Origin of the sequence: uncultured Desulfobulbus sp. (assembly GCF_963662935.2) — a bacterium.
In the GTDB taxonomy this organism is placed as follows: Bacteria; Desulfobacterota; Desulfobulbia; order Desulfobulbales; family Desulfobulbaceae; genus Desulfobulbus.
On sequence record NZ_CAXXTL010000002.1, the window covers coordinates 1,482,657 to 1,495,080 of the forward strand.

11 protein-coding genes are annotated in these 12,424 nt (G+C 56.2%); 8 read left to right on the top strand and 3 right to left on the bottom strand.

All coding sequences use genetic code 11. From position 1 onward, the window contains the following. Nucleotides 1–148 precede the first annotated feature (148 nt). Entirely contained in the window at nt 149–1,234 is a 1,086-nt protein-coding gene (locus ACHZCX_RS10855) for a cytochrome c peroxidase (RefSeq protein WP_319587248.1), read from the top strand. A gap of 261 nt (nt 1,235–1,495) precedes the next feature. Here the strand turns inward: ACHZCX_RS10855 and ACHZCX_RS10860 are convergent, their stop codons facing one another. Continuing rightward, nucleotides 1,496–1,882 carry a hypothetical protein gene (locus ACHZCX_RS10860; RefSeq protein ID WP_319587249.1) on the bottom strand — a complete coding sequence of 129 codons (387 nt, stop codon included), beginning with the start codon at nt 1,880–1,882 and terminating at the stop codon, nt 1,496–1,498. Nucleotides 1,883–2,082: 200 nt separating this feature from the next. Here ACHZCX_RS10860 and ACHZCX_RS10865 point away from each other — a divergent pair, with 200 nt between their 5' ends. From ACHZCX_RS10865 to ACHZCX_RS10880, 4 genes are read left to right on the top strand one after another with little or no spacing between them, the layout of a single operon-like run. Next, nucleotides 2,083–2,559: an RNA polymerase sigma factor gene (locus ACHZCX_RS10865; RefSeq protein WP_319587250.1), complete on the top strand. Its 477-nt coding sequence runs from the start codon at nt 2,083–2,085 to the stop codon at nt 2,557–2,559. Then, on the top strand, nt 2,556–3,137 hold the full coding sequence (locus ACHZCX_RS10870) for a glycogen-binding domain-containing protein (protein ID WP_319587251.1): 582 nt from the start codon (nt 2,556–2,558) through the stop codon (nt 3,135–3,137). Before ACHZCX_RS10865 ends, ACHZCX_RS10870 begins: the two co-directional genes overlap by 4 nt. After that, entirely contained in the window at nt 3,134–3,454 is a 321-nt protein-coding gene (locus tag ACHZCX_RS10875; RefSeq protein WP_319587252.1) for a hypothetical protein, read from the top strand. The genes ACHZCX_RS10870 and ACHZCX_RS10875 overlap by 4 nt, the downstream gene beginning before the upstream one ends. A 60-nt stretch (nt 3,455–3,514) precedes the next feature. Then, nucleotides 3,515–4,450 (top strand): hypothetical protein, encoded by a 936-nt coding sequence (locus ACHZCX_RS10880; RefSeq protein WP_319587253.1) that lies wholly within the window; start codon nt 3,515–3,517, stop codon nt 4,448–4,450. 114 nt (nt 4,451–4,564) lie between these two features. Here ACHZCX_RS10880 and ACHZCX_RS10885 read toward each other — a convergent pair whose 3' ends face one another. Next, complete coding sequence (locus tag ACHZCX_RS10885) at nt 4,565–6,322, bottom strand: bifunctional metallophosphatase/5'-nucleotidase (RefSeq protein ID WP_319587254.1); 1,758 nt, start codon at nt 6,320–6,322, stop codon at nt 4,565–4,567. A gap of 345 nt (nt 6,323–6,667) precedes the next feature. Between ACHZCX_RS10885 and ACHZCX_RS10890 the strand changes: the two genes are divergently transcribed. The 3 genes from ACHZCX_RS10890 (at nt 6,668) to ppk1 (ending at nt 10,242) form a co-directional block, all read left to right on the top strand. Then, on the top strand, nt 6,668–7,363 hold the full coding sequence (locus tag ACHZCX_RS10890) for a CPBP family intramembrane glutamic endopeptidase (RefSeq protein ID WP_319587255.1): 696 nt from the start codon (nt 6,668–6,670) through the stop codon (nt 7,361–7,363). A gap of 225 nt (nt 7,364–7,588) precedes the next feature. Then, nucleotides 7,589–7,834, top strand: coding sequence for a hypothetical protein (locus ACHZCX_RS10895; RefSeq protein WP_319587256.1), 246 nt, complete (start codon nt 7,589–7,591; stop codon nt 7,832–7,834). A gap of 245 nt (nt 7,835–8,079) precedes the next feature. Then, nucleotides 8,080–10,242 carry a polyphosphate kinase 1 gene (gene ppk1 / locus ACHZCX_RS10900; protein WP_319587257.1) on the top strand — a complete coding sequence of 721 codons (2,163 nt, stop codon included), beginning with the start codon at nt 8,080–8,082 and terminating at the stop codon, nt 10,240–10,242. 430 nt (nt 10,243–10,672) lie between these two features. On the opposite strand, the gene ACHZCX_RS10905 is transcribed toward ppk1, so the two are convergent. After that, on the bottom strand, nt 10,673–12,397 hold the full coding sequence (locus tag ACHZCX_RS10905) for a lysophospholipid acyltransferase family protein (RefSeq protein WP_319587258.1): 1,725 nt from the start codon (nt 12,395–12,397) through the stop codon (nt 10,673–10,675). Nucleotides 12,398–12,424: the final 27 nt, after the last annotated feature.

Genomic DNA, 12,424 nt, shown 5'->3' on the forward strand with positions numbered 1-12,424 from the left:
GATGAGAACGGCGGAGTTGCAAGGAGCTTCCGTGGTTTCCATATACTGGTGCCGTCTTGTGCTCGCATACCGCGCTTCGAGCGGAAAGCAGGGGAAAAGAAGGTGTGTGCTGCATATCGCAGCGAAGATTCAAAAAAGGAGGCATGAAATGAATAAACGCTTTGCTTGTTGCAGTTTCTTACTGTTTTCGTCGGCCTTTGCCAGTCCCGTATTTGCGGCAGGACTCACTCAGATGGAACAGTTGGGGAAGGTCATGTACCAGGACAAGGATTTCTCCCTCAATAAAACCCAGTCCTGCCAGACCTGTCACCATCATATCTCCGGATTCGCCGATCCCACGAATATGCGCGATCCGGTCAACACGGTGGTTTCGCTGGGGGATGATGGTTTCAGCAAAGGCGGGAGAAATGCCCCCTCCTCCGCCTATGCCGGATTCAGCCCACCGCTTGCGAAGAACGCGGAGGGCGCGTATGTCGGCGGCATGTTCTGGGATGGCCGGGCTACCGGGAAGACGAACCTGGCTGATCCGCTCGCGGAGCAGGCCCAAGGACCGCCGCTCAATCCGGTGGAAATGAATATGCCTGATGAGGGGGCAGTGGTTCAGGTAGTCCGCGAGGCCTCCTATGCCCCCCTTTTCCGCAAGGTATTCGGCAGAACTTCCCTGGATAACGTCGATCGCGCCTTTGACAATATCGCTCGGGCCATCGCCAAGTACGAACGTTCAGCGGAAGTGCAGGCGTTCTCTTCCCTGTTTGATAGTGGCGAACTCAACGTGCAGGAAAAGAGGGGCAAAGCATTGTTTGAGGCCAACTGCGCGAAATGCCACTCTATGGAAACCGTTGAGGGCGCCAAAGGTCCGCTGTTCACCAACTACACTTATGCCAATATCGGCCTGCCTGCGAATACCGAGGATGGGGTAACGGGCGGGGATCTCGGCTTGGGAGGATTTCTTCGCACCGCTGATGTGTTGGAAGAGGAAGCCAAACTCGAAGACGGCAAGTTCAAGGTCCCGACCCTGCGAAATATCGCCTTCTCCGCTCCTTATGGGCACAATGGCTATTTTGCGACCCTGCGGGAAATGGTGGTGTTTAAAAATACACGGGACACGGGCGCATGGCCTGCGCCGGATGTGGCTGAAAATGTGTATGACGATGGAGCGTTTGGTAATTTTGGATTTGCTGATCAGCAGGTCGACGATATAGTCGCCTTCCTTTTGACATTAACCGATAAATAATCAACGTGCGGTCTTGAAAAATCGGAAGCAGAGCAGATGAACGGCTAGGTAGTCTTTGGGGAGTTGGCAAAACCAGCTCCCCAAGTCTTTTATGGAATGAAATAGAACGGACTGGCTTGAAAGCCAGATTCTGGACAGGACACTGTAATTGGTCAAAATATCTGTGGACTAATTCATTGAATACACTCCGAAAAGGTACAGGGGGAGGCCTTCGTTCCCTTTTCGGAGTGGTGGGGCAAGAACGCAACAGCTCCCTTTGGATCAGGCCTCTTCATCCAGACATGAACCATCCTGGAGAATCTGCTTTATCATATCCTTGATTTGCAGCTTATCGGCTGTCAGGAGTTGGACATCATCGTTTACCTCGATTGCATCCTTGCAGGAACCGTCTTTGGATCGGGTGCGATCTGGTGTTCCATCACGGTCGCCTGTTTTTGCTGCTTTGCCTGCCAGCAGCAAATGATCCCCACTCTTCTCGACCGCATCCAGACAAGAACCATCTTTTAATCTACTCTTAGTCTGGGTTCCGGTGCCGGCTCCTTTTCCTGAGGCCGTTCCCTTGCCGTTACCGGCCATTGCAGGTGCTGCCAGCAACATGATTGCTCCGGCTACTACAATTAACTTTCCAACTGTTTTGCTTGCTTGCATGACGATTCTCCTCTTGACGTGATCCGGATACGGCGGATAGCTGATCCATCCTCAATGTGAACGTATCCATCGGTTGTGTTGCACTATCCCCTCAACGCGGGGCAAACGAGAAGGTTACAAACTCTTTTCAAAAATAGAAAAGAGAGCGAAAGGGAAAAAAGCTGTAACCCTTTGAATTGAAAATCGTTAGAGAAGGTAGCATGGATAAATTTCGACAATTCTATACGGAGAACCGGGAAAAGCTTTTTGGCTATCTTCTGCGCAAATCCGGCAGCGTTCATTTGGCGGCCGATCTTGCTCAGGAGAGCTTTACCCGCTATCTTGAGCGGTACCGCAATCACGACTTAAGTGCTGCCCTGCTGTTCACCATTGCCCGGAATAGTTTTTATGATCATGTGCGCCGGCAGCACCCGCAGGTCGCCCTTGATGAATTGCCTCCAGACATGGCGGACGATCAAGAGCGGTTGTATATTATTCGGGAAGAATCCAGGCACGTACTCGACGCGTTGCAACAGCTCGACGAGGAAGATCGTGACATCTTGTCCCTGGTGGTCAGCAGCGGCCTGACCTATGGTGCAATCGCTGTTATTAAGGGCTGCAGCGAAGTGAACATCAAAGTCCGAGTCCACCGGGCACGGCAGAAACTCAGGCAACTACTGCCAGCGGAGCCACTATGAAAGAGTATCTGATCAGTCTGTTTATCGATAACGAATTGGATATGGATGAGAAGATTACCTTTGTCGAAACAGTCCATGACAACCGCCCGTTCACCGACGAGGCCCTCTCCTTACTTCGGCAGGAAAAAAGGTTACGGGCGGAGTTGACGGTTCCGGTGATGGTTCCGGCGATGCCGCCTCTTCCGGAGATAGTGCCGTCCAGATCGGATTTTTTCACCTTTTGGTTCCGGCCACTCGCCGGTTTTGCGGCGGCCATGCTTCTGGTCGGCCTGTTCAGCCTCCTGCAACCCAAGCCAGTCCTCTCTCCCCAGGAGGAACAACACCGTTTCGTGGTCTATCTTCCGGAAAGCAACCAGGCCAGGATCGTCGGCACCTTCACCGGTTGGAAGCCCATTTCCATGGAACGGGTCGGCACCAGCGGTTACTGGACCCTGACCTTGCCGGTGCCCAAGGGTGAGCACCGGTACAGTTATCTGGTCGAGGATGGCCGGCAGATTGCCGATCCAACGGTGGTGGCCAGGGAGCAAGACGATTTTGGTGGGGAAAACTCGGTGATCGAGGTGCAGGTGGCGGTATGATCGGGCGGGTCGCTCTTCTTTGCCTGGCCGCTTTTCTCCAGGGATGTGTTCCCCAGCATTATACAACCATACATGCCAACACGGTTAACCTCTATCTGCAGGCCCCGCAGGCCACGAGCGTGCAGTTTGCCTCCTCGGAGAACTGGTATGCCTTACGTGAAGCCACCAAAAATAAGGACGGGTTCTGGATGATCAACGGTCTGGCGAAAAGAGAATTTCAATATTTTTATATTGTCGACGGTAAATTGCTTCTCCCCGATTGCCGATTCCGGCAGAATGATGATTTTGGCACGGCCAACTGCAGGTATCTGCCTTAGTTGCGATGTTCCAATGCACTAGTGAACACAATTGCCCCTGTGCAATGAGAAGAGGAAGGTATGCGTAATTTGATACGATCGCTCATCATGGTAGTGCTGCTGGCCGCGCCGGCTGGTGCTCAAGATGCCGGAGAAATGGCCGCGGTTGCCTCCCCGCAATCGCGCTCTCTCGTCAGCAGCCTTGTCCGCGCCGGCATGACCGATGCGGATGCGGCGAGCATGGTCCACAGCATGGTTGATGCTCAGTATTCCGGTGAACAGATGGCCGTCATTGGGCAACAGGTCCAGGCGACGGCTGGGGAACGGAGCACTCAGGAGGCGGTGGTCAGTAAAATCCGGGAAGGGATGGCCAAGCGAGTGGGGGTGGAAGGTATTGTCAAGGCTACAGACAGGGTGCGGGAACGGTATGGATTTGCCATGCAGACGGCCAAGACATTGACCAAGGCGCAGTCTGCAGGTCTGGCCGGCATCATCGCCGACAGCCTGAGTTCGGGGCTGAGCCAACAGGATACCAATCAGATCGCCCAGGGATTGCAGGTGCGGTCAGAGCAGATGGACAGGGAAAGACAGTCTGCCTTGGCGGCAGAAACCATGCTCACCGCTCGCGACATGGTGCGTCTGGGCGTTACGTCTCCAGTCACTGCAGAAGTTGTAGGGGAAGCGCTGGCGCGGGGCTACGATGAGGTATCGATGCAGACCCTGAGGCAGACATTCAATGCTCAGCGGATGCAGGGCAACATGGATCAGGTGGCCCAGAGATTCGGTCTGGCCATTCGGCAAGGCGTTAACGCGAGAGACCTGAGCGCTCATGCGGGGGCTAGCGGGAATGGGGCGGGCGGCAAGGGGGCTGGCGGCTCCGGATCGGGAGGTTCAGGGGGGAGTGGTTCGGGAGGAGGTGCAGGTTCTGGAGGGAGTGGTTCGGGAGGCGGAGGTAAGGGCGGCGGTTCAGGTTCCGGGGGAAGCGGTGCTGGAGGAGGTGGTAGAGGGGGCCGTTAAGAGACTAAGGACCCTTAAAAAAAAACGGCTAGTTGCCCTGCCACCAGCATGGAAGCCCTTGTTGTGCGAGCTGTTTGCTGGGGCAGGATGAGCGGGATTGTTCTGCAGCCAGTTCTAATTCAACCGGCTGATCCGTCCCTCAATGTCCGCGTTGATCGGTTGGGGCTGGGTTTGCACATACTGAATCAGGGCCTCGGCGATGAAGGGACCAACCACCGGATTAGCACCCTTGGTCAGCGCGGTAAAGTTGCCGCCACCACCCGCCAGGTATTCATTCACCGCTACGGTGTAGTGTGCTTCCGTTTGCAGCGGAGCGCCATCCTTCATCACCGCGACAATGCGTTGACCGGCCGGGCGACCGGCATCCCAGGTGTAGGATAGGCCGGAAACCTGGAGAAACCGGCCCCGTCCATTGTCCCCGCTCCACTGCTGATTGAGCAGTTCGTAGATCTGTTGACCGGTCATTTCCAATTTGATCAGATTGAGTTTGGCGGGCTGTACCGTAAAGTGATCCCCCTTGGTGATGCCGCCGGATGCGATATCGGCCTCGATGCCTTCGGGATGCATGAAAGCGAAATCGGTGCCCATGACTTGGCGCTGGGCATCGGCCACCAAGTCGCCCAGGGCTGATTCACCCGCTTCGTTGCTGGTTCGGGTAATGGGCTTGGCGGCCCGGGCGATAACCTGCTCGGCGATGGCGTTGCCCATGGCATCCACTTGACTGGCCAAGGCGGCCACCAGGGGATCCGGTTGCAGTCCCGGTCCCTGATCGGCCCAGGTGGTGACAATGGACGACGACATTGCCACCACATCGCTGCTCCCCCGACTGATTTCCAGATCGATGTCGGCATAGCCCGTTCCCTTGGGCCAGCCTTGGACCACCAGCATGGGGCGGCCGCCGGCGTTCTTTATCAAGGTGTTGTGATAGGTATGGGTGTGGCCGCTGAGCACCACATCGACCTCGCCATCCAATCGCTCAACAATCGGGACGATATCTCCGGCCAGCGGGCTGGTTGGCGACGATGTTTCGGTCGTTGCCTGCTGGTAGCCGCCCTGATGGACCATGACGATGATGGTGTGCACTCCCTCGGCCTTGAGCTTGCGGACGTAGAGATTGATGGTGTTCACCTCGTCCAGCACCTGCAGGCCCTCAAGACTTTCCGGGGAGAGAAAAGTGGAAGCGCGGTGAAGGATGGCCCCGATGAAACCAACCGGCACCCCGTCGACCATACGCACCACATAAGGCCTGAATAGCGGCTGCCCCGTGGAGGCCTGCACCAGATTGGCGCAGATGTAGGGGAACGCGGCGCCTTGATAGGGATTTTGCAGGTAGGGGCCCTGGCTGTGGTTGCCGCCTTGGATGAGGCGCAGCATCTCCTGTAGACCCTCGTCCAATTCGTGGTTGCCGGGGATGCCCACCAGGTTGCAATCGCGGCCGTAGTCGCCGCCTGCCTTGCACTGCTCATTGCCCAACATGTTGAAGAACATGATGCCGGGCTCATCCTGGAGGAGTGCCGATTGTGGCTGCGAAGCGCCGACATGATCACCGGCATGGACAATGAACGTCTTGCCCCCGGCCTTGGCGGCGGCTGCCTTGAGATAGGCTGCCAGAACCGGAGCACTGCCCACCGGACGGCCATCAACCGTCAGTCCCGTGGTGATCTGGCTGTGAAAATCGTTGATGGATAACAACTTCAGGGGGATGGTCGCGCCGTGAACGTCGGGGCCGCGCCATGTCACCTTCCTATTCGCCAGGTTTCGCAGGTCGGTATCGCCGGCCGCCTGGCCCTGGGCGGCCGTCAAACCAACCAAGGTACCCATCGCCGCAGCGATCAGGAATCGCCCTACTGTTTTTTTCATCGCTTGTTGCATCTCTTCCTCCCTCGTTTACCTTCCCGCAGACCGGGATGTCGACCCAGCAGCGTCGCCGGATCGGCGGATGTCTTTCGTTTCTTCTCTGCAAGGATCAAAACATGTCCATGTTAGGGCAGGATCAGTGAACGGTGAGGAGGTTGTATGGATATCTTTTGGATTTGTTAAGGGAAAATGAGGAGAGAGCGGCGGGCGGAGTGAACCGGAGGCGATATTGAGCACCCTGGGAAGGGGGGCGTTACAATTCGGTTTTGTTTTTGTTCAATCCGTGTTATTTTTCAGCGAATTAATGGAAAATCAAGGAGTAAATGCGACTCGTGTCGAAAGGGATTGCAGGGCTGCGAAATGAAACAGTTACAAATAAACCCGCTCGGCGGCAATGCAGGCTCAACCATTGCCAATGCACCCGGCCGCAGCTTCCCCTTCCTCAAAAGATGGGACCGGTCTTCAGCCGGCTTCCGTTTCTTTGTTCTGCTGCTGATCAACTGTTATGCACCTGTTTTTCTGATATGGTCGGGCGCGATCCCGTTCGCCTACCGGTTTCATGTGCTGGCCGTTGTTTCGCTGAGTTTCATTGCGCACAGTGTGCACCGCGGCTACCGCTTGCACGATTTGGGATTCACCCTGGAACATAACTGGAATTCGATCCGCTGGAATTTGCTGTTTTGCACCATCGGCGGAATTGGTTTGTATTGCGCCTATCGGGCAGGTTGGCTGATGCCCCGCGAATACAGTTATTCTCTTGCTTGTTTTCTCTTTTATATTGTGATCCTCGCTCCGGTTCAGGAGCTCATTTTTCGGGGCATCCTCTTCGCCGAGATGAAGAGATGCCGGAACATTGCTCCCAAAATGATGATCCTGATTTCAACCATCACCTTTTCTTATCTCCACATCATCTACAACCATCCGGTCTTACTTCTGATCACGTTTGTCAGCGGTCTGGTCTGGGGAATGATTTACCTGCGCTGGCCCTCAATCTGGGGCATCTCGCTTTCCCATTCCCTGCTCGGAGCTTTAGCCATGTTTCTCGGGGTACTGTAGCGTCAGAAAAGGCTTTAGCCTTTGATTTTTTTCAGGAAAACATTTTCTCTTTCCCCACATTCATAGCACTGGTAGATCCCAAAACCAAGACTGCGTTCGGCGGTCATCGGGATCGTTTTGCGGCAGGTAACACATTTGATAGTGTTGGTCTTCGCATCCTTGGTTTGATAGTAGATTCTTGTTTCTTCTTCCGTGTATATGGCATGCTCCATATTTGAAAGAACTGTGGATCTTCAGCAGTTTGAGAGGTGGGCCTGTTTGTTTTCAGGAGCTCTTCCAAGAGCAGACAGAACACTGGAAAAAGAGCGTTTTCTTGAATGTCTGGTCGAGAATCTCTTCATTCTCAAGGATGTCTTCGCCGCAATAAGGGCACTGCTCGGAAGCGATGCAGTTGGCCAGATGTTGAGACCAACTCTTTTGCCCAGAGGGCTTTCTCTTTGTTTTCTTTTCCCGTGGCTCTTTCATGTGTGATTTTTCCTGGTCGCGCGTTTTTGCTGGGGTGTTTTGATGAGCTATGAGCCACGAACTGTAGCATCAAGGAGCCGAGCAGGTGGGTTAGTTTTTGGTTAAAAATCGATGGGAATTCTGCCAAGATCTGGACATCGCTCTGTTAGGTTTTGACTCGAGGATAACCAAAACCTAACTCAATACTAATGCATGACCGGTAGGATGGTTCCTCAAAGAGCTCAGAATCCTTCCAACAAGCACAGCGCGTCATGGAACCCTCCCAAACTTCTCGGACAGCACCACAGGCCTCTCCTCCCCCCTTTGATCTTGAATCCCCCCAATGGTATCTCAACCGTGAATTGACCTGGCTGGCCTTCAACCGGCGGGTGCTGCATGAGGGGCAGGACGATCGCGTCCCCCTGCTGGAAAGGGTCTTTTTTCTGGCGGTGGTCGGTTCCAACCTTGACGAGTTTTTCATGAAGCGGATCGGCGGCCTCAAGCAGCAGGTCGGAGCCGGGGTCAAGGAATTGTCGATAGATGGCCGCCTGCCCCAGGAACAGATCGATGACTGCACCCTGGTGGTGCGCGACCTGCTCCGGGAACAGGAGGAGCTGGAAGTGGAGCTGAAGCGGCTTCTGGCCAGGCGCAAGATCCGCATTGTCCCGTACGCCGACCTCGACCTGGCGGAAAAATCGCTCGCCGAACGCTACTTTCTCGACCAGGTCTACCCGCTGCTCACCCCCCAGGGCATGGACCCGGCCCATCCCTTTCCCTTCATCTCCAACCTGTCGATCAACCTGCTGGTCAGCGTCCGTTACCCGGACAGCGAGCACAGCTACATGAACCGAATCAAGGCCCCGGTGAGTGATGACATGCCACGCTTCCTCAGGTTTGGCGATTCCGGCCACTGGATCACCCTGGAGGATCTGATCGGCAACAACCTCGAAACCCTTTTTCCGGAGATGGTGGTCGAGACCTGCGAGACCTTCCGGGTGACCCGCAATGCCATCACCGAACCCAACCAGGAACAGGCCAACGACCTGCTGCAGGTGATCGAATCAGCCCTGCGGGAACGCAAATTTGCCGAGATTGTCCGGCTTGAGGTCGGATGGGGCATGGAGGAGCATCACCGGGGCATGCTGGCCGACGAACTGGGAGTGAATGAAGAGTGCGATGTCTTTGCGGTCGATGGCATTGTCGGCAAGCGCGATCTGTTCGAGATCGCCCGGCTCGACCGGCCGGAACTCCACTATCTGCCGCACAAGCCCCTCGACAACCCCGAGTTGCTTGACGAAAATCCCAACATCTTCCACGTTATTCGCAAGCACGGTTCGATCCTGCTCCAGCATCCCTACGAGTCCTTTGACACCTCTGTGGAGCGTTACCTCCGGGAGGCAAGTGTGGATCCCAAGGTCAGGGCAATCAAAATGACTCTCTACCGGACCGCCGGCAAGTCACGGGTGATCGAATATCTGATCGATGCCGCCCGCAACGGCAAACAGGTGGCGGTGGTGCTCGAACTCAAGGCCCGCTTCGACGAACAGGCGAACATTCGCTGGGCCGGTTTCCTGGAAGAGGCCGGTATCCACGTCACCTACGGGGTGGTTGGACTCAAGACCCATTGCAAGGTGATTTTTGTCATCCGCAAGGATTACGACGGCCTGCGCCGCTACGCCCACATCGGCACCGGCAATTACCATGCGGGCACGGCCCGGATGTACTGCGATCTCGGCCTGTTCACCTGCGATCCCGACATTGGCGCCGACTTGACCGAGCTGTTCAACTACCTGACCACCGGCTACACCCCGATGCGCCGCTACCGCAAACTCCTCCCCTCGCCCCGGTTGTTGAAAAAGGCCCTGCTGCAGAAGATCGATCGGGAAATTCGCGGCCACAGCGCGGAAGAGCCCGGGTTGATCCAGTTGAAGGCCAACGGACTGGAGGACCGGGAGATCGTCGCCGCCCTCTACCGGGCCTCGCAGGCAGGCGTCCATGTCGATCTGATTATCCGTGACACCTGCCGCCTGCGGCCGGGAATTGCCGGGCTTTCGGACAACATCTGCGTGGTTTCGCTGGTTGGCCGCTTTCTCGAACACACCCGTTTGTTCTATTTCCGCAACCGGGGAGAAGAGGAGTACTTCATCGGTTCGGCTGATTTAATGCAGCGCAATCTCGAGAGCCGGGTGGAGGTCTGCGTGCCGGTGGAATCGCCCAAGTTGCGCAAACAGCTGCGGCAGCTGCTCGATCTGCAGTTGAAGAATAAGCGCAATGTCTGGGAAATGGAGGCCGATGGCACCTATCGCCAACGGTTTGCCAAGGCCCGCGACGGCTCGGTCTGCATTCACCGCCAACTGATCGAGCGGGCGGAAAAACGGCAGGCCAGCGGTCACCGGTCCGCAGGAAAGAAGAAGGGAAGGAAAAAGGTCGGGTAAAGCACCGACGGAGGAAGAGGAGCGGGCGCAGTCTCACCGGAACGCGAGGCATTTTTTAATGCACCACGGCTTCTTCTGTCATCTCGACTGCGGGGAGAGATCTCGTACCGAAAGAGATTTCCCCCTTGTATCTGGGGTCGATATGACAACAAGAATGGCTGGTTAGAGCAGAAAAAGAGCTTGCCGCTTTCCGAAAAGGTTAGTCCCGTCTGGTGGTTGTTGCATTGGATGAGGGCCCCATCGTCCCCGAACAATTTCTTCATTCAAACAAACATCCTGCCGGGACAGCGCTTGCGGGGCTTGGTCTGTTTTTTCCACTGCATACATTTGAGTGTCGTTTCGAGCGGAGCGAGAAATCTCCTAGGGTTTCGGCATTTCTCCCTTGTCGAAATGACGAACAAAAGCGATTCAACCTAAAAACGGTCGGGCATCAGGCTGCCTTGGGCAGGGATTCTTCGATATAGCGCTTGCGTTTGGTCGGTTTCAACTGGTGGGTATCGACCACCACCAGACCGTCAATACAGTTGCTGAAATCCCGATCGACATTGAAGTCGAGAAAGAGGACGCCCCCCGGCGGGCAGAGTTCAGTGTACTGCTTGTACAGGGTGGGGATCGAGATTCCCATGGCCCCGAGCAGGGATTTAAGGTGAATCAGGTCCTGGTGGTAATTGTCGCCGCTAAAGGTCCGGGCCAGATCGGTGACCGGCAGAGAGAATCGGAAAGGGGTGCGCGAGCAGGGCTCAGAGCGATTGTCAGCAAAATAGAGCTTGTAGAAAAAAACGAGCAATTCCTTGGCCATCTGGGGCATGGCGTTGCTGATGCTTACCGGTCCGAACAGATAACGGTACTGCGGATTGCGGCGGAGGAAGGCGCCGATGCCGTACCAGAGATAATCGAGGCTGCGCTTGCCCCAGTACCGTTGCTGGACAAAACTGCGTCCCAGTTCCAACCCCTGTTCAAAGTAGGGGAAATGCGCCGTGTTGAATTGAAAGAGGCTGTGGCTGTAGAGGCCCTCGCATCCCCTGTCCCGCACCACTGCCGCTGCATCGACCAGGCGGTAGGCGCCGACAATTTCCAGATCTTCGGCCGACCAGAGCACCAGGTGACGGTAATAGCGGTCAAATCCGTCCAGATCCCGCCGCTTGCCCGAACCCTCACCCACGGCGCGGAAGGTGATCTCCCGCAGCCGGGAAATTTCCCGCAGCACCGGCGAATTTTCGTCGCCTTCAAAGAGATAGATCTCCTTGCCATCCGGCGTTCTGCCCAATAACTCCCCTGCCTGGACATTTTTCTTCAGCACGATCCGCCGTTCCGGCCGGGCAATGGCGGTTTCGGTCGGAAAGATGCCCTTCTTGCCTACGCCAATGCGGTAGAGGTGCTTGCGGAACAGGTCGATCTTGTCTTTTTCCCGGATTTTGAGACCGTCGTAAGCACCGTACGGAATCAGGCCGCCGATGGTCAGCTTGAGCGGCTGGCGTTGGCGGCGGAACATCTCGCCAATCAGCATCAGGGTGGAAAGCGGTTTGAGCAGCATGGAGGCGGTGTAAAAGGAGAGCGAATTGCGGCCATGCACATGGATGGGCAGGATCGGTGCCTTGGCCCGGGCAGCCAGGCGGAGAAAGCCCTTCTGCCAGCGGCTGTCCCGGATGCCCTGGGGGCCGAAGCGCGAAACTTCGCCCGCCGGAAAAATAATCACCGCCTCCTCGTTGGCCAGGGCCTTGTCAATACGGGCAATCTGCTCCTTGAGGGTGATGCCGGTCATCACCTTGACCGAGAGCAGGCAGGGACGGAGCGGTTGGATCGTCTCCAGAAGGTCGTTGGCGACAATGCGCACATCCGGACGGCTCTGATGCACCAGTCGGAGCAGGGCCAGGCCGTCGAGCGAGCCGATGGGGTGGTTGGCAATGATCATCACCCGGCCGCTGACCGGGATATTTTCCCGGTCGCGATCGGAAACAGAATAGGTGAATTGCAGGGTTTCCAGGACCTGTTCAACGAAATCCATACCTCGGAGATGGGGATACTGCTCGGCAAAGCGGAGAAACTGCTCTTCCCGGAGCAGGCGGCGGAGTGCGGAGCGGATCGGCGGGGTGATCAGCGGCCGGCCGGCCAAGCGGGGATAGTACTGATTGAGGATGGCGTCGACGGTAAACATAAGGCGTTCCTCCTGGAGGATGGGCGC